This window comes from Nostoc sp. LEGE 06077, from assembly GCF_015207705.1.
Taxonomy (GTDB): domain Bacteria; phylum Cyanobacteriota; class Cyanobacteriia; order Cyanobacteriales; family Nostocaceae; genus Nostoc_B.
This window is the reverse complement of sequence record NZ_JADEWI010000007.1, coordinates 93967-112237: the sequence shown is the minus strand read 5'-3', so window position 1 is coordinate 112237 and position 18271 is coordinate 93967. Positions and strand designations below refer to the sequence as shown.

11 protein-coding genes are annotated in these 18271 nt (G+C 42.1%); 8 read left to right on the top strand and 3 right to left on the bottom strand.

Features of this window, described 5'->3' with window-relative positions; translation table 11 throughout:
- Positions 1 to 145: 145 nt before the first annotated feature.
- Positions 146 to 7192 (bottom strand): phytase, encoded by a 7047-nt coding sequence (locus IQ244_RS07265; protein ID WP_228058788.1) that lies wholly within the window; start codon positions 7190 to 7192, stop codon positions 146 to 148.
- A gap of 185 nt (positions 7193 to 7377) precedes the next feature.
- Between IQ244_RS07265 and IQ244_RS07260 the strand changes: the two genes are divergently transcribed.
- Positions 7378 to 8235, top strand: a complete 858-nt coding sequence (locus IQ244_RS07260) for an N-acetylmuramoyl-L-alanine amidase (protein ID WP_193891345.1) — start codon at positions 7378 to 7380, stop codon at positions 8233 to 8235.
- A gap of 580 nt (positions 8236 to 8815) precedes the next feature.
- On the opposite strand, the gene IQ244_RS07255 is transcribed toward IQ244_RS07260, so the two are convergent.
- Complete coding sequence (locus tag IQ244_RS07255) at positions 8816 to 12433, bottom strand: HEAT repeat domain-containing protein (protein WP_193891343.1); 3618 nt, start codon at positions 12431 to 12433, stop codon at positions 8816 to 8818.
- Positions 12434 to 12589: 156 nt separating this feature from the next.
- On the opposite strand from IQ244_RS07255, the gene IQ244_RS07250 reads away from it, so the two are divergent.
- Both IQ244_RS07250 and IQ244_RS07245 read left to right on the top strand, forming a co-directional pair.
- Positions 12590 to 12829, top strand: coding sequence for a hypothetical protein (locus IQ244_RS07250; protein WP_193891341.1), 240 nt, complete (start codon positions 12590 to 12592; stop codon positions 12827 to 12829).
- 593 nt (positions 12830 to 13422) lie between these two features.
- A complete protein-coding gene (locus tag IQ244_RS07245; RefSeq protein WP_193891338.1) occupies positions 13423 to 13815 on the top strand; it encodes a hypothetical protein in 393 nt (130 codons plus the stop codon).
- 122 nt (positions 13816 to 13937) lie between these two features.
- Here the strand turns inward: IQ244_RS07245 and IQ244_RS07240 are convergent, their stop codons facing one another.
- Complete coding sequence (locus IQ244_RS07240; protein ID WP_193891335.1) at positions 13938 to 14645, bottom strand: ROK family protein; 708 nt, start codon at positions 14643 to 14645, stop codon at positions 13938 to 13940.
- Between the two features lie 377 nt (positions 14646 to 15022).
- Between IQ244_RS07240 and IQ244_RS07235 the strand changes: the two genes are divergently transcribed.
- The 5 genes from IQ244_RS07235 (at position 15023) to rpsO (ending at position 18267) form a co-directional block, all read left to right on the top strand.
- Complete coding sequence (locus IQ244_RS07235) at positions 15023 to 15823, top strand: creatininase family protein (protein WP_193891332.1); 801 nt, start codon at positions 15023 to 15025, stop codon at positions 15821 to 15823.
- Positions 15824 to 15944: 121 nt separating this feature from the next.
- Entirely contained in the window at positions 15945 to 16481 is a 537-nt protein-coding gene (locus tag IQ244_RS07230; RefSeq protein WP_193891329.1) for a 2TM domain-containing protein, read from the top strand.
- Positions 16482 to 16646: 165 nt separating this feature from the next.
- Positions 16647 to 17168, top strand: coding sequence for an adenylate kinase (locus tag IQ244_RS07225; RefSeq protein WP_193891326.1), 522 nt, complete (start codon positions 16647 to 16649; stop codon positions 17166 to 17168).
- Positions 17169 to 17266: 98 nt separating this feature from the next.
- A complete protein-coding gene (locus tag IQ244_RS07220; RefSeq protein WP_193891323.1) occupies positions 17267 to 17866 on the top strand; it encodes a gamma-glutamylcyclotransferase in 600 nt (199 codons plus the stop codon).
- Positions 17867 to 17997: 131 nt separating this feature from the next.
- Complete coding sequence (rpsO, locus tag IQ244_RS07215) at positions 17998 to 18267, top strand: 30S ribosomal protein S15 (protein WP_096579741.1); 270 nt, start codon at positions 17998 to 18000, stop codon at positions 18265 to 18267.
- The last annotated feature ends 4 nt before the right edge of the window (positions 18268 to 18271 follow it).

The following is an 18271-nucleotide window of genomic DNA, read 5'->3' as shown; positions in this document are numbered from 1 at the left end:
AAATAATAACTATACAAAAATTCGAACAAGTTCAGTGTATACGCACAAAAATTTTATAAAAATAAATTAGCCCTACTTTCTTAGTAGGGCTAATAGTTATCTTTTACCTGTTGTTCAGCACAGGTATTTTAGCTGAACAACAAAATTAGGCGATATTTAAATTAACGCGGACGATTAAATCGTTGAAATCGCGATCGCCACCTCTGGGCAAATCTTCAAAGCCAAAGATGTTACTACCTAACAAAGCAATTTGGTCTGTTTGTCTGGTGTTAGCACCTAAGAAGGGGAAGTAAACCGCGGGATTTCTGGGGTTACTATCTAAAACTGCTTCTGGTGTGCCGTTGGCAATGATAAATGGTGCATAGATATAACCAGGTTGGAAGGTTGCTTCGTAAGTCGATCTACCACTGTTGGCTGTGAGGTTAATCCCTGGAACACGGTTTCTCACAGCAGCCTCAGTGTAACCAGCTTGTCCGGGTAAAATATCTGCTTGACCATCACCGTTAAGATCAATGCCACCATTAACATCAGTAACTCGATAGAAACTAGCGTAGTTCCGATAGGATGCATCTTTGCTAACGACAAAATCAGCAGTAACTAATTCTGTGATGTTACGTAAGTCAATGAGTTCGGCTTGTGATTGACCTTGCAAAGCTGTACCAATGGGTAAAACTGTGTCGGTTGATTGAATTTTTACTACCAAATCTTGGAAAGGTTGACCATTTCCGGGTTGAAATTCCCACGCGAGGGAGAATGTGTCATTGCCCAAGTCAGTAATTCTTTGGGTGTTGGGATTAGCGAAGATGACACTGTTGCTGGGGATATTTCCTGCCCTGACAGCATCACTTGTACCATTGTTCACTACATAAAATCTCAGGCGATCGCCTGAGTCAAATTCTAGTAATCTGGAAACATCGGCAGTGTTTAAGCCACGATTCACCGCCGAGAATATGGTTCTTCCCCTTTCTAAAGCAGCTGCGGTGTAACCTGCTTCGCCTGGGGCGATACCGTTGATTCTACCTGCGGCATCATCTACAGTAAACACGCCGATTTCGTTGGTGCGATTGGAACCGCGTCTGGTGAGGTCTACTTGCAGTCGGGTTTTTTGGCCACTACCTTTGATTGTGAATATATCACTGTTGGGAGTTTGGACGAGGGGGCGATCGCTATCGGCAATAGTAACAGTTGCAGTTGTGTTAGTTCTGGCAAGGTCGTAGTTGTTGCCATCAACTAACGTCAAAGTCACTCTTTCATTGGCTTCTACCAAGTTATCATCAATTGGTTTAACGGCAATATCCACGTAGGAACTACCAACCGCGATGGTTGCTGTACCTGTGAGGCTGTCGTAATCACTCCCGTTAGTGGCAGTTCCACCAACAGTATAGTTGAAGGTTAAAGCCGCATTGGTATTACCAACGCGAGAAATGCGGAAGGTTGCGGGGGTAGAATCTCCTTCTATGGCATTGGGTGTGGGGCTGGTAACACTGATCACACCAGTTGTTAAATTCAGTGGTCTGTCTAACTCCAGGAGAATAATTTCGTTGTTGTCGATGTCTCCTGGTCTGCCTTGGGAGAAGGGATAATTATTATCATTGGCAACCAAGATGGTGTTTGCATCTAGTACCAAGACATTTTCAATGGTAAGAAAAGGGAAGGTAAATGTTGTGCTACCGTCTCGATTCAAGTCGTTGGGGTCTTGAATATTGAGCAAATTTGCAACTTCTTGTTTTTCCACAAAGCCGTTAGCATCGCGTTTTGAGAAGTCAACTTTGAAGATTTTTTTGAATTGGGCGGCGCTACCTTGCAAACCATCCCGTTCAATTACTAGATACTCATTCTCATTCACTACGGTGAAGTCACCAATGGCATAACTAGGGTTATCCAAACGGTAGTAACCAACCAAACCTTGATATTGTTCTGAGGCGACATCAAATTTATAAATCCGCAGTGAACCAGCCGGATCACCAACTACAGTCCCTTCTAATAAAGGATATAACGTTTGTCTGTCGGGACTGATGGCTAAACCTTCAAAACCTCTCGAACCACCAAGGTTAGCAACGGCTGGCTGTCCAACAAATTGGTCGCGGACTGAATCACCAACACCGGGGAAGTCGGTAAAGTAAGCATCTACACCCAAATTAATAAACTGTGCGTATTCTTGTCTGGGGTCGCCGTTGTAATCTGGGGACAAGAAAAAGCTTTCGCTGCGGAAGGTGTAAGGATGTACTTGCAAACCTGCGGCGTGGGCATCTTGTACTAAAGTTGTGGGAGTACCCAAAACGCGATCGCCATCACTGATTTGTCCATCACCATTCAGGTCATCTGGTCTACCATCACCGTTGCGGTCTACCGTTGTAGCAGGCACAATCAAGCGTTTATCTGGGCCAATTCCCGTTGCATAGGTGGCGATCGCCGCGAGTCCTGTTGGTCTAATTAAGTCGCCATAGGTGCGTGTATCACCACTAACTACGAAGTCATAGGGTCTAGTTGCTGCGCCACCAATTAACTGAATCAAAGGTATATTAATGCCAGCTTGAGGAAGAATTTGCTGTTTCAATTCCCGCAGATTACCCACCTCAAAGGATTGAATAAAGATGCGGCTGGGGTCAGTGAAATTTTCCCGAACTAATGTGTCAACCAGTAATTGACTAATATTAGTGTTGATGGGTGTACCATCAAGGCGTGTACCGACTGACTCAAAGTAAATTGGGTGTTTGGTTTCGGGATAAATGCCAATTTTCCGCCCAGTTTCGGCTTCGACTTGCTTGACTAAATCAATGATTTCTTCCAAGGTAGGAATTTTCAACCCGTCATTGTTGAATCGAGTTCCTCGTAGGGCTGGCAAACGTTCGATCGCATTTAAAGTTTTCAGTTCTGCCAGAGTAAAATCTTCAACAAAGAAGCCATTCTCGGCTACCCCATCAACAATTTTCGTAGTTCTGCGATTTGCAAATTCGGGATGATCTAAGACATCGGTGGTGCTAATAATATTCGGTTCGTGACGAGCTACTAAACGTCCATCTTTAGTAACTACTAAATCTGGTTCGATGAAATCTGCACCTAGAGCGATCGCTAATCGGTAAGATTCTAAAGTATGTTCAGGGCGGGAACCACTCGCACCACGATGTCCAATAACTAATGGTGCATCACCACTTAAGGTATTAAACTCGCGCAGATTGCGGACATCGGGGTTTTGTGGCGATCGCACAAACTGTCCGGTTAACTGATCACGGACAAAATCACCAGTACCAGGGAAATCGGTAAAGTAGCCATCTACACCCAACTGAATAAACTGGCGAAATTCTGCTTGGGGATCACCGTTGTAGTCGGATGCGAGATAACGTCCTTCGTTGCGGAATGTATATGGATGGACTAACAAGCCTGCATCATGGGCATCACCTACCAAAGAGGTTGGTGCAGTTAAGGTTTTATCTGCATCGTTAACTAATCCATCGCCGTTGACATCATCAGCTACTCCATCGCCGTTTGCATCTACACCGCGAACTGAAACAATCATCCGCTTCCAAGGGCCAATTCCTTCGGCATAGGTGGCAATTTCTCGCAAACCTTCGGGGGTTCTTAAATCGCCGTAGGTGCGGGTGTCGCCACTAACTTGGAAGTCAAAAGGTCGATACTCAATCAGCGAACCATCAAGTCTGGTATCAATCGCATCTAATAGCTGAATTAATGGCAAGTCAATTCCAGCCGCAGGTAGAATCACATCATTGAGTTGACGGAGATTACCGACCTCAAAAGATTGAATAAATACTCGCTCAGGATCAGTAAAATTATTAGCAACTAACAAGTCAACTAATTTTTGACTGATATCTTGATTGATGGGTGTGCCATCTAAACGAGTACCGACTGAGGCAAAGTAAGTGGGATGTTTGGTTTCGGGATAAATGCCGATTTTTTTACCTGTATCTGCTTCTACCTGCTTCACCAAATCAATAATTTCTTGCAAGGTAGGAATTTCGTACAAGTCGTTAAAGGCTTGAGTACGGAAACTCGGCTGGATTCTGGCGCGGAGGGTTTTAATTTCCGCTAGGGTAAAGTCTTCGACAAAGAAACCATCCTCAGCGATACCGTCAATAACTTTCGTTCTGCGGCGATCGGCAAATTCTGGATGATCTAAAACGTTGGTGGTGTTAATAATATTCGGTTCGTGACGAGCAATCAATACACCATCTTTTGTCACTACCACATCGGGTTCAATGAAGTCTGCACCTCGTTGAATCGCCAACATATAAGAACCAAGGGTGTGTTCTGGTAGTTCACCGCTTGCGCCTCGGTGTCCAATCACAATTGGTGCTTGACCATCTAAAGTATTGAGATTAGTGATGTTGGGTGTAGGAATCGGTGCATCTAAAAGTTTGCCAGTTGCATCAAAGTGCAGCAGGTAAGGGCCGAACTCATCGCCAATCCAAAATGTCCCATCTTCCGCAATTACGAGAGATTCCACATCGAAATCTGCACCAGTGAGAAGGCGTTGACTGGTGTTTTCATTCACAATTTGGAAAGGAACTTTATTATTTGGGTCAGATAACTGAATAAAGTTCAAAATATTGACGCTACCGTTACCCCCTGGTTCAGCACCCCGGAAACTTGGATCAGCACGATAAATCCGCAACAGGTAGTCGGCGCTATTATTTTGACTGCCAAAACCGTTGTCAGATAAAAAGTAGAAGGAATTATCATCAGCCCTTTGGACACCACTAAATCCTTGTATCGGTTGGGCGGCGAAGGGGACATTCCGGCCGTTGGTTCCGGTGATTGCACTACCAGATGGTGGCCCCTCAGCGAAGGTATCAGCGGGAAGTGAAGCAAAACCTTTGAGGGTGACTCTGGGGATAAATTGGGAAGTATCAGGGTTGCGGGGATTGTAACCTGTGGTATCGATTGTTAAAGCTTCTGGGAAAGCGTTGGCGATATTTTCCCAAGGAACAAATTTAAAGTTACTGCTGATGTTTTCAATTTCCCCGTCATCTTCTACAAGTACGGCGGGATCATTAGAACCGTCTTGGGTAATGAATACGCCTGATGGGAAGTTAGCACCTAACGGCACATTAATCACATCTGCGCCATCAGATTCTTGTACGCTATCAATTGACCCATTATTCCCAACAGCAAAACTACCTATATACTCGTTATTACCAGCACGGTTGTAAGCAACAAAGGTGTTATCGCCTTGGCTAGAAGCTAACAGATAGCCTTGACCATCGCTACCATAGTAGATAGTTAATCCTTCTACATCATCCGAGAGATTACTACCACCCAAATCGCGGACGCGATCAATCAGTGTACCTGTATTGCTACCAAAAGGTTCTGCGTCAAATTTCCAGATACCGACATCTTCTTGACCAATGTAGAGATAACCTGTTTCTTGGTCAACTACCATTCCTTCGGTTTGTGGCGATCGCCCGATTGTGGTAGGAATGGTAAATTCCCGCACTAGTTCAGCACCAATTTGACCATTACCTCGGTCAATTAATTTCAACTGGGCGACATCTCCAGTTTCCCGACGGCTAACAAAGGCGTAGTAATCATTAGTTTGGGGGCTGCGGTAGAGTGCCAAACCGTAAGCACTGCGTTCGTCGGATGAATAAGGCGGGTCAAAGGGATCTGCTTGGAAGATAGTACCAAGACTGCTATCGGTAATATTTTCTAAATATTCACCAGGGGTTGTGGGGTTGGGATTAATTTTGAAGATTGCTAGTTGATCATTTTCGCGATCGCTGGCTACTGCGATATCAATTGTGCTATTACCCAACTTAAAGCCATATTGCAAATCAATATTGTTGTAGCGAATGTTCCCAGGATTAAATGTTTGCAACAATTCCCCAGACAAGTTATAAACCCGCAACCCACCATTTTTTACTGAGGTCAATACCAAGCTGTCGGCGGAATTGTTGGCGTTGACATAAATCGCTGGGTCATCCGCATCCGCATTTTGGATATCATCATCCAATAAAGCCGGGCTGGTTTCGACAGTTGGCGCAACGGTGGGAATTAAATCTGCACCTAAAGTTAAAATTTGGGTAAATTGGGTAGGGCTGAAGTTGTTGTCACTCACCAGAACAATTGATTGACGACCATCTGGGAGAGTGGGGCCAAATTCTATCCCTTCGATGTTATCTAAACCAGTGGGTAAATCCAAATCATTTAAATTCAACACTAGGCGTTTTTGGGCTGGTTGAATCGCGGTTAATTGTTCAGGAGTTAAACTATTAAGGGATTCAATACTGCTGATATCCGTTGCACCTTGGAGAGAGATTTCGTAGATTTTGATTGTGTTACCAGTACCAGAAAGTCCCGCAGAAAACGAACGTTCTACCGCGAGTATTGTCCCGCGATTATCAATAGCCAGTAAATCTACTAAGCCGTTAGTATTAAATCCATTAGCAGGATTAGGCGCTTCGGCTACTGGGTCAGTTACATATAAATATTCTTTTTCTGGCTGTCCGGTAGCTAAGTTATATTGCAGAATGCGCGAAGGTGTCCCGGCGGTAAGCGAAGCTACCCCCCCATCTTGGAATAAGGCGTTTTCGGTGGCGGTGAATAAAGTTGTTTGGTCTGGAGTGATGGTGAGACTTTCCAAAGCCAAGTTATTTCTGACACCAGAGGTTTGGGTATTACCTGCAACTACTGGCAAGAATTTTGTCGGGATAGTCAAAGAACGCACTTCTTGACCTGTGGTGAGAGAGAACTCTTTCACAAAAGGATTTGTCACCCGACCAGCACTAGGATTAACTTCCCCTTCCGAAGAAATGAAAACTGTGCCGTTGTTAGTTAATACAATGTCTTCTGGGTCTAAACTCAAGGCTGGAAATAAATTGCCATTGGCATCTCTGAGGACAGTAGCATTAGTAAAGGTGACACTTTGATCAGCAGGATTACCTGTAAAAGTGTAGAAGCGGGCATTTTGGGAGCGATCGTCTGAGATGGCATAATAACGGTTATTTGCGGCATCATAAGCAAGACCAGACAAGCCACCCACTTGAGTTGGTGTACCATTGATGATTCCGGCTACACCAGAGGGAATAAAGCCTGTAGCAAAAATTTGCTGTCCTAAAAATCCGACGTTGGTGATAGTTTTACCAGCTTGCATATTTTTGGGTGTGGATAAATCAGGATAGGAAAAAGCGATGCACCTAGCAAGCCGCTTCGCGTCTACGCAAATTTGGCAAGACAATATAGACTGCAAAGATGGACTTTACAGCTTGGGCGATCGCACCATGAGATAATTCTTAGATTCAGTGCTTCAGGCTATCCCAGCTAGGTTAAGAAAGGTCTAGCGAAAGGTTAATTAAAGAAGGCAAGAGTTAAACTCTCGTTTCGATTAAGATTATTTCTAGCTGTATTCTGAAATCTGCAAACATGAGTTTTAGAGACTGGGCAACCAGGGTGCTATTAATTTCTCTAATGTTCACGGCTTTGAGTGTGGCACTCTTGATTGGCAAAATTAATCAACTAAAAACGCATTCCATCACGCCATCAAATCAAGAGATTACTACCAATTGGAGTGAATATCCCCAGGCACAATTACAATTATCAAAAAATCAACCAGCTAAGTCTTCAGTCAAGTCTCAGCAAAATGCTGGCAGATATAGAACTACAGAAGCTTTTGCGAGATATCAGCCGAGATATCAAATCGCTGCGGTAGATCCAACTAATTACGGCGATCGCTATACTCAAGACGTTAATGGTGTAAAACTCACCAATCAACCAATTATTGTCTTACATGAAACTGGTTATTCTGCCGATAGTGCAATTAATTTCTTTCAGACACCCCATGAAGATGAAAGTGTCCAGGCAAGTTATCATACATTAATTAAATTAGATGGTACGGTTGTTTATTTAGTACCACCAGAAAAACGAGCTTTTGGGGCGGCAAATTCAGTATTTGAAAGTTTTAATGGCGTTGAAACTGTCCAAACTAATCCTAATTTATCGCCATCTGTCAATAATTTTGCCTATCACGTTTCTTTAGAAACACCACTCGATGGCCGAGGTAATAATTACATCCAAGCTCATAGCGGCTATACTCCAGAACAATATCATTCTCTAGCTTGGTTAATTGCTCAAAGTCAAATTCCTGAAGATCGCATCACTACCCATCAACAAGTTGATCGTTCTGGTCAAAAAGTTGACCCGATAAGTTTTGATTTTGATCAATTTCTGACTTTACTTAATACTTATCGTCAAATCAGTCCAGTTTATCGAGCGCATGGGTAATAATATAGCAATTCTTGGTTGGATACAGTACATTTTGACCTTTCTCCTACAAAGCTACGGTGTACACACAAATTTTCGTTGAGTGCATCTGTCCCGCCTCGGAATGAATTCCGAGTCTCATAGCGCAAGTCATCTGAAGATGACTCAAAAAAATTGATTCCAGTCTACTTCAGTAGATTTTTGCTATCAGCCTGGAACTTTAGTTCTAGGCTGGATGTGGTTGAACACGAAAATTTTTGACTTGTGTGTACGCCGCAGCCTACAAGGAGAAAGGCTTTGAGTCTTACTACCCTTCCCTTATCTACGGTGTACACACAAATATGGGTTGAGTGCATCTGTCCCGCCTCGGAATGAATTCCGAGTCTCATAGCACAAGTCATCTAAAGATGACTCAAAAAAATTAATTCCAGTCTACTTCAGTAGACTTTTGCTATCAGCCTGGAACTTTAGTTCTAGGCGGGATGTGGTTGAACACGAAAATTTTTGACTTGTGTGTACATCATAGCTTTGTAGGAGAGAGGCTTTGAGTCTTACTCCCCTTCCCTTGTAGGGAAGGGGTTGGGGGTTAGGTTTTTCTTTCCTACTCTCCATCTTTCACTTTCTCTTGTTGATGCCAAGCTTGATAAAAATCTGGATAGGGCATACTTTGGGCACACTTCCAGATAACTCGGTAGCAATTATCAAATCGCTTAAAGTCATTTTTGTAAGTTTCAGGTGATAAGTAATCCTTCAACATGGTGACAACACTCGGCATCTGTTCCTCTAAGATAATTTTCTCTAAGCTATATGCCACTAGCTCTCGGGTAGGATAATCCAGTTGTGGTTTGCCAATTAACTCCACCAAAGCAGCGATCGCTTTTTGGTTACCAGAGTCAATTTTACCTAAGCTTTCTGCCACTTTTCGGGTAAAATTATCCAATTGTGGTTTGGCGATTAACTCCACCAATGCAGTAATCACTTTTTGGTTGCCAGAGCCAATTTTCTCTAAGCTTTTTATCGCTTGCGTTCGGGTATCATTCAGTTGTGAATTGCCAATTAAGTCCACGAAAATATCAATCGCTTTTTGGTTGCCAGAGCCAATTTCCCCTAAGATAGATGCCGCTTGCGATCGGGTAAAATCATCCAACTGTGGTTTGTTGATTAACTCTACCAAAACATCAATCGCTTTTTGTTTAACAGAGTCAATTTTCCCTAACCTAGATGCCACTACCCTTTGGGTATAATCATCCAACTGTGGTTTGCTGATTAACTCTACCAAAGCATCAATCGCTTTCTGGTTGCTAGAGCCAATTTCCCCTAAGCTAGATGCAGCTTCCCTTAGGGTAAAATTATCCAATTGTGGTTTGTTGATTAACTCTACCAAAGCATCAATCGCTTTTTGTTTAACAAAGTCAATTTTCCCTAACCTAGATGCCACTACCCTTCGGGTATAATCATCCAACTGTGGTTTGTTGATTAACTCTACCAAAGCATCAATCACTTTCTGGTTGCTAGAGCCAATTTCCCCTAAGCTTTCTGCCGCTAGCCATCGAGATTTATAGGCTGCTAGCCATCGATAGTTATAGGCCGCTAGCCATTTGCTATAATTATCCAGTTGTGGTTTGTCGATTAACTCCACTAACGCATCAATTGCTTTTTGGTTGCCAGAGTCAATTTTCCCTAAGCTAGATGCCACTACCCTTCGGGTAGAATCATCCAGTTGTGGTTTACCGATTAACTCTACCAAAGCATCAATTGCTTTTTGGTTACCATAGCCAATTTCCTCTAAGCTTTCTATCGCTTCATTTCGGGTATTATTATCTAGTTGTGGATTGCTGATTAACTCCACTAACGCATCAATTGCTTTTTGGTTGCCAAAGCCAATTTGCCCTAAGCTTTCTGCCGCTTGCCTTCGGGTAAAATCACGCAGTTGTGGTTTGTTGATTAACTCTACCAAAGCATCAATCGCTTTTTGGTTGCCAGAGCCAATTTGCCCTAAGCTTTCTGCCGCTAGCCATCGGGTAGAATCATCCAGTTGTGGTTTGTTGATTAACTCTACCAAAGCATCAATCGCTTTTATGTGATTTGTCTGAGGTAGTGCTGTCCTTGCTCCCTCTGCGATTGATGTGGGAAATTTTACCCACTTGTTTTGTTCAACCTTAAACTCGCCAAAGCCCCATTTAACGATTTCCGCCACAATAGCATCTGCGTTGCAAGAATTTTTCCACTCATCAACCCCCGCAGCAGCGAGAAAATAAGCGCGAAACTCGTAAAATCCCCTTCTGACTCTATCAATTGCTCTGCATTCTCCGCACCCATCATTAAATTCCACCAACGCTTGAATAAACTCTTCCTTCTCCACATCCTCACCTCCCAACCACAGCAAAATCACCTCTTTCCACTGCGGGGCAAAAATGCGATAAACGCCTAACGCAGGGTTGTCGGGAACATGATTCAGAAACTCGTGCCAATTCTCAACCGCCAACGCTGCAAAATATTCCTCAAATGTGGGATGGTAGAAAGCGTAAACTTTCTCTTTCGTTGCTGATTCCGCAGCCACTCCAACTTCATTTAGCCATCCCAACTTTAACGCTAACCAAAATAAAGAATCTTGCTGTTTTGCATCACCTAATTCCTCACGCACCAACTTATGTCGTAGCCTAAACCGTGAGGTTTCTTGATCGATTGCCCGTTTTGCCAAACGTCCCAACGCAGCGTTTAATTCTTCTTGCTGCTGTTCGGTGGTAGGGAAGCGGTTTTCTTTCCACTTGTAAACCTCTTCCACAAACTGCTGATAAAGTCCGGCTTTAGTTTCCGGTAAACCTTTATCCGAATCTTGCCAAGTGCTACACAACAGCGCTAACCGCAAAGGATTTTTAACTAAATCTTGGATGCGCTGACGTTCAGTTTTATCTAATTCCTGCCATAATTTTTCGCCTTTATTTGCATCCTTGTTGTGAAACCAACGCCCAATAAACTCTTGTACTTGTTGCGGATATTCAAAATTGAGTAACTGATAAGTCTCAAAATTTTCTAAAGCGTTGGCATTTGCTTCCCAAACATTCACCCGACAAGTCAGCACAACCCGCGCATTTTTCACCCATCCCGTCAACTGCTGGGAAATCTCAGTTAATGGTTGGAGTGAAGACATTTCATCTGCTGCATCCAACAACAACCACACAGAATTATTCTTAAATAAATCTGCAAAAGCGTTTTCCTGTTCTTCTTTTACACGCACCACTTCTAAAGCATTCTTCAGCCAATCTTGCAACAGATAATTTTCTACACTCTTTCCTTGCAAGTCTGCCAAAGAAATCCAAATTGGTAAACCCAGATTGTTGTTTAATATCCAAAAAGCTATAGTTTGCAACTGAGTAGTTTTTCCCGCACCCGGTTCTCCAATTAATGCAATACGGTGTCCTTGAGTTTTACCAACACCGTCACGGATAATTTGCTCTAAAAAAACCTGATGTTCAAATCGCTGCTTTTCCTCATAACTCGGTTCGTAAAGCCGTGAACCTTGTTCTGCGGAAATATCCTCGCTGCACTTCTTCGGTTTAGTACGCTCTACCAATGCTAAAGGGACATGAATTTCCTCTAGCTCAAATTTCATCTCATCATCAGCAAACAGCAATTCGTTTGTGGTGAGACGCTTGTGCTTTTGGAGCATAGCGCCGCATTTTTCTTGCCAATGAAAGCTATTATCTGTTGTTTGTTCCTGGAATGTTTCTTTTAAATTCGTCTTTTGGTGTTCCTTCCACTTCTGCTTAACCACCTCCAGATTCTCTTTTATCGTCGCTGTCTGATGTTTTAGCGTCAGGGTAAATTTCCAATAACCTTGACTCTTTGTAGATTTTTGGTCTTCTCGCACTCCCAAATTTTTCAACCAGTCAAGTGCAGTTTGAAGCTCGTCTAATTCTCTTTTGTTCTGAGAAATGTTAGATTCTGCTTTTTGCGGGGGAAGTTTTAAAGTTTTGCCAGCATCTTGAATCTGTTGGAGTAAATATTCCTTCTTTGTACCAACTTCTGTTGTTTTAGTTCTATTTCCTGTTGTCTTTTTGATTCCATATCCGGTAATTTGCAGCTTATCAGCATTCCAGACAACGCAAAGTGGAAGTTTTGATTCACAGTCTTGTTCTTCCGACAGTTGCAACAATGCTTCTACCAGACTGAGTACATTCTCTAAAACTGATTCATCTCCCCGAATATTTCTTGACATCAGTCTGAAATAATTTTAAATTACCCAAACAAACAAGCTTCCCCAAGCCGCAAAACCTGACGATACAAGCATTATAGACGTTGCGTGGGGGATGTGTCTGGGGAAATACCCAAAAAAATAATTGACCTTGTAAACCCAAAAACAAGGTTAATTCAGATGTCAGCTAAAAAATCTGGTCAAAGTGCAAGTCAAAAAGCTATTACTTTCTTGCTAATTCTGCAAACAATATTAATTGGCATAAATGCCGAAAACCGCCTTCAGCAAGGAGACTCATCAATCGAGGTTTTAATGTGGATGATTAATCAGTGTATTCCAGTCTTGAAACAAGCCAGCAGTTTGCAAGAAAAACAGCAAAAGAGCGTGTTACCCATACATCGCCGTTCTGAGGAGCAATAATATCACAAGCCACTCTTTGCAAAGCTACGGTGTACACGCAAATCTGGGTTGAGTGCATCTGTCCCGCCTCGGAATTTATTCCGAGGCTTATAGCGCAAGTCATCTGAAGATGACTCAAAAAAATTGATTCCAGTCTACTTCAGTGGACTTTTGCTATCAGCCTGGAACTTTAGTTCCAGGCAGGATACGTTTCATACTGCCTATTTTCGACTTGTGGGTACATCGTAGAAGATGTGCGATCGCACAAGTGGTGTATCTGTTGCAAACATTATTAGTTCAAAACACAAGTCTATTCGTTCAAAACACAAGTCTATTTGTTCAAAACACAAGTCTATTTGTTCAAAACACAAGTCCATTCGTTCAAAACACAAGTCTATTTGTTCAAAACACAAATCCATTCGTTCAAAACACAAGTTGATTCATTCACAACACAAATCTGTTCTCAACGATTTATTATCTTTTGTCGTAAAACTACTGAAATAGTCATCCAACCTTATTATAAAAAACATCTTATTTTGTAAGTTTTACTGAACTAATAAATTGCCTTATTGAGACACCCTAGAAAGATAAAGTTTCGTAAAAGGTATTTATTGATGCCACGCAAACAAAGAAGCTCTCCGGTACTAGACAAAGCAGAACAGAGATTAATCGGATTTAAATCAATTGATTCCAGCCTTGACTTTGGTGATTCCGTCAGTTTAAACCATTTAACTGAGTTAACAGAACAACTCCGCCAGGAGCTTGACCAGTATAATATGATGCTAACTGCCCTTGACACAGCAAAAGCAAACATAGAAACCCTGGAAAAGACTATTCGTGAAACTTCCGAACGCTTGGTTAGTGGTGTGGTGTTGAGGTATGGCAAAGACAGCCGAGAATATGAAATGACAGGCGGAGTACGCAAAAGCGATCGCATTCGTAAAGCCATCATTACCCGGTTAAAATCAACCGCAGACGCAAAAGCGGCTTCTACACAGACTGTGTAATAAATAATAAGTCGGCATCAATAAAAAAGTAGGGGCAAACGGCCGTTTGCCTCTACCGTTAGGGAAGGGGTTATTTGAGTCTGTCTAACTCAGGTTAAATTAATTCTGACTTCTGACAATTCCTAATCACGCCATAAAGCAATTCCACCTAACAAACCTGTCACATTTGAAACAAGTTTGACATTCAGGGGTAGTTGTAAATTTATTTTCACAGCTTCGCCACCACCGATATAAAGATAATCATAATTAAACAAATGCTGCAAAGACGCGATCGCTTTTTCTAAGCGTCTGTTCCATTTTTTCTCGCCGTGTTTTTGTAAAGCCGCGCGTCCTAATTGTTCTTCGTAAGTTTGTTTTTTGCGGAACTGATGGTGTCCCATTTCCATATTCGGGACAAGTTTCCCATCAACAAATAAAGCTGAACCAAAGCCAGTTCCCAAGGTAATGACTAACTCTACACCTTTCCCAGCGATCGCACCTAAGCCTTGCATATCTGCATCATTAATTACCCGTACTGGCTTATTTAAACGTTGGGATAATACTGAGGCTAAGTCAAAGCCAACCCAATCAGAATGTAAATTTACCGCTGTTTCTGTGACTCCGCAGCGCACCACACCAGGAAAACCCACAGAAACGCGATGAAAATCACCTTGGGCGGCGGCTAAAACTGCGATCGCATTAATTACCACTTCCGGTTTTGCTGGGGATGGTGTATCTACCCGCGCCCTTTCTGTGAGGGGAGTTCCAGTAATATCCAAAACCATCGCTTTCACACCGCTACCACCGATATCAACTGATAAAGTGCGAATTGAGCCATTCTCATCAACCATTGAATTTTCCTTGTTGTTACTTGTTCTTTGGCTATTATGCGTCCCTACTTCTGGTAATATCCTGATGTATAAGAGAGTCTTCACAAGACTCAAAATTTTAGCAATCATCAAGCCAGTTTAGGATATGATTGACTACTCAAAGCTTTGAAAACACTGGCACTTTGCTTTGAAGAATTCAGCAGTCAGAATTCAGGAGTCAGAATACAATCAGTAGGGGATTCAGACCCACCACTGATTGAACGCAAGTGCGTCTCCCTTTGGGAGAAGACCACTAAATCTTCAATTTAGTGGGGGTCTTAAACCCATTTATTCATCCACCAGTCGCACAGAATTCATACTGAATTCTGGCTCCTGACTACTGAATTCTGTTTGATAAAATGCACAGCTTTATTCCCCCAGAACGCTTCTTTCCCTACCTTTCTTGGACTGATATCCAAGATATGCCCAATAAAGAAAATGTAGTGATTATTCAACCAGTAGGGGCGATTGAACAACATGGCCCCCATTTACCATTGATTGTGGATGCAGCAATTGGTGTTGGTGTTTTGGGAAAAGCTTTGACTAAGCTAGATGCAAACATTCCTGTTTATGCTTTGCCCACTCTCTATTATGGTAAATCTAACGAACACTGGCATTTTCCTGGAACCATTACCCTCAGTTCCGCAACCCTGACAGTCATAATTATGGAAGTGGGTGAAAGTATTTATCGGGCTGGGTTTAGAAAATTCGTCCTGATGAACTCCCACGGCGGACAACCGCAAATTATGCAAATGGCGGCGAGAGATTTACACGTTAAGTATGATGACTTTTTCGTATTTCCGTTGTTTACTTGGCGTGCGCCGAATATTACCAAAGAATTGCTGACTCCCAAAGAAGCCAAACTCGGTATGCACGCCGGAGACGCAGAAACTAGCATTATGTTGGCAATATTACCAGAACAAGTAAAACTCGAAAGAGCCGTTGCTGAATATCCCCCAGAACAGCCAGAAAGTACTTTAATTAGTTGGGAAGGGCAGTTACCAGTATCTTGGACAACAAAAGATATCAGTAAAAGTGGGGTGATTGGTGATGCGACAACCGCCAGCAAAGAAAAAGGCGATCGCATCCTGGAATCTGTATCTGATGGTTGGGTACAAGTTATTCAAGATATTTACGCCTTTAGGCTACCACAGAGTTAGTTTCCCAAATAATGTCTGTTAAGTGACTTCCACCAGTTTCTAGATTTGTTAATGTAGAATTAGTGCTTGTTAGTAGAACGGGCGATTTATTTTTATCAATAGTAAATCAGAGATAGGAACTATGGCAGCATTTGAACCTAATAATCATCGTTCTTATAGTCAAGAAGATGTCCAGCGCATTCTTCAATTGGCGATCGCCCGTCAATCTGATGACCAAGAGAAGGAATTTCCTTACGAATTATTATTAGAAATTGCTGGTGAGTTAGACATATCACCAGAGTCTTTACAATTAGCAGAAAGAGACTGGCGATCGCAACAAAGTGAAATTCAACAACGTCAAGCTTTTGATACTTACCGTCTTTCAAGATTTAAAAGACGTTTGGGTAATTTTACTATTGTCAATAGTTTTTTAATATTAATTAATTTTGTGAGTAGCGGTGGTCATCTTTTGTTATTTCCTTGGTCGTTATACATTCTTATGTTTTGGAGCTTAACGGTTGGGCTAGATTTCTGGAATAACTTTTACGCCAAAGGTGAAGCCTATGAAATTGCTTTTCAAAAATGGCATCGTAAGCATCAATTAAAGCAAAATTTCAATACAGCTATGCAAACTGCCAATACGCTTGTTAATAAGTGGCTGAAGTCATTGCAGACTTAGGCGATAGTAAAAATATATATAGCGTTTCTTTGCCTAAAATACACTCAAGTAAATTAAAGATATGCAGATTATCAAGGGTAAAAATGAAAGCATATTCTCTCGATTTACGTCAAAAAACACTGGATACAAAAACGATTCTCTATAATTCCAGGTTCAAGCAACTCCATGCAACGGATTTCTGTAGTCGGAACTACTGGCTCAGGTAAAACAACTTTGGCGCGCCAAATATCCCAACGTCTCACCATATCCCACATAGAACTAGACTATTTGCATTGGGAACCCAACTGGGTAGAAGTTGCAAACGATGTGATGCGCGATCGCGTTTCTCAATCTTTATCTGGCGATCGCTGGGTTGTAGATGGTAATTACAGTATAGTACGCGATATTGTTTGGCCTAGGGCAGATACAGTTGTCTGGCTAGACTATTCTTGGCCAGTAGTGATGCGTCGAATATTGTGGCGAACCCTGTTGCGGGTAGTCACACAACAGGAAGTCTGCAATGGTAATTATGAGACTTGGCAAAAGTCTTTTTGGAACCGGGATTCTATTTTGTTATGGGCGATTCAAACTTATGGTAAAAATCGCCAAAAATATCAGACTCTATTCCACGAATCTAATTATGCTCATCTAAATTTTATTCGTTTACACTCACCAGTAGCCGCCAAAGATTGGTTATTATCATTGTGAAAAATTCCAACAAACTACGGTTAATCTATCGGAATACAGCTGTATGTTTTATTTTTTGATGATAAAATTTTATTTGTAGTTAATACATCTTGGGATAGATGAGTAATCAAATTGGACACTCAGGCTACAATTGGGTGCAATCTCACAATCCTGCAAAGTTAGATTTGAAACTGCAACAAGAGTTACAAAAAGAGCCAGCATTCTATTATTTCGCCTATGGCTCGTGTATGTGTCCTGTAGATTTAAAGCGATCGCTGGGGGAAAACACTCACCCTTACGTCATCGGCCCTGGAGTATTAAAAGGATATCGTCTGGGGTTTTATCTCTACTCCCCCACCCGGAAATGTGGTGTTTTGGATGTGGTCAAAGACCCAAAAGCCAGTGTCAAAGGTGTGCTTTATCAATTACCCTGGCGATTGAGTGAATATTTAGATAAACGTGAAGGTGTTAGTCAAGGGCTATATCAACACGAAGTAGTAGAAATTCACAGCCACAATGCTATATATAAAAATGTACGTACATACATAGTAGTAAGTAAATTAGCTGAAGAAATCGCACCCAACGACTGGTATTTTAACGTAGTCCTGCGGGGTGCGGTTACTTGTGGTTTACCAGAAGAATACTGCTGGCATTTATTTAATCATATGTATCGCTTGCAACAGCAACATCAAGCACAACCCATCAGGCGATCGGCTTAGAAAAATCTCCTAACTTAGCAAAAATACTTATAACTATTAATCACTTCCATTTGATTCGACATACAGCTTAATGGCTGTGATATTATGGGAGACTGCTGCATATATTTAGAAAAATTAGAAATTAATCGATCATGGCTCTGACGCAACAGCGCAAACAAGAAATAATTACCAATTTCCAAGTTCACGAAACCGATACCGGTTCCGCTGATGTGCAAATTGCAATGCTGACCGAGCGAATTAATCGCCTCAGCGAACATCTCCAAGCTAATAAAAAAGACCATTCTTCCCGTCGTGGCTTATTAAAGCTAATTGGTCATCGTAAGCGCCTGCTTGCTTATCTCCAACAAGAAAACCGGGAAAAATATCAAGCTTTGATTGCTCGTCTTGGTATTCGTGGATAGGGAC

Bases quoted from the DNA above. Each gene is read 5' to 3' on its own strand.
- IQ244_RS07260 (WP_193891345.1), top strand. From the start codon at position 7,378: ATGAGTTTTAGAGACTGGGCAACCAGGGTGCTATTAATTTCTCTAATG.
- IQ244_RS07255 (WP_193891343.1), bottom strand. From the start codon at position 12,433: ATGTCAAGAAATATTCGGGGAGATGAATCAGTTTTAGAGAATGTACTC.
- IQ244_RS07250 (WP_193891341.1), top strand. From the start codon at position 12,590: ATGTCAGCTAAAAAATCTGGTCAAAGTGCAAGTCAAAAAGCTATTACT.
- IQ244_RS07245 (WP_193891338.1), top strand. From the start codon at position 13,423: ATGCCACGCAAACAAAGAAGCTCTCCGGTACTAGACAAAGCAGAACAG.
- IQ244_RS07240 (WP_193891335.1), bottom strand. From the start codon at position 14,645: ATGGTTGATGAGAATGGCTCAATTCGCACTTTATCAGTTGATATCGGT.
- IQ244_RS07235 (WP_193891332.1), top strand. From the start codon at position 15,023: ATGCACAGCTTTATTCCCCCAGAACGCTTCTTTCCCTACCTTTCTTGG.
- IQ244_RS07230 (WP_193891329.1), top strand. From the start codon at position 15,945: ATGGCAGCATTTGAACCTAATAATCATCGTTCTTATAGTCAAGAAGAT.
- IQ244_RS07225 (WP_193891326.1), top strand. From the start codon at position 16,647: ATGCAACGGATTTCTGTAGTCGGAACTACTGGCTCAGGTAAAACAACT.
- IQ244_RS07220 (WP_193891323.1), top strand. From the start codon at position 17,267: ATGAGTAATCAAATTGGACACTCAGGCTACAATTGGGTGCAATCTCAC.
- rpsO (WP_096579741.1), top strand. From the start codon at position 17,998: ATGGCTCTGACGCAACAGCGCAAACAAGAAATAATTACCAATTTCCAA.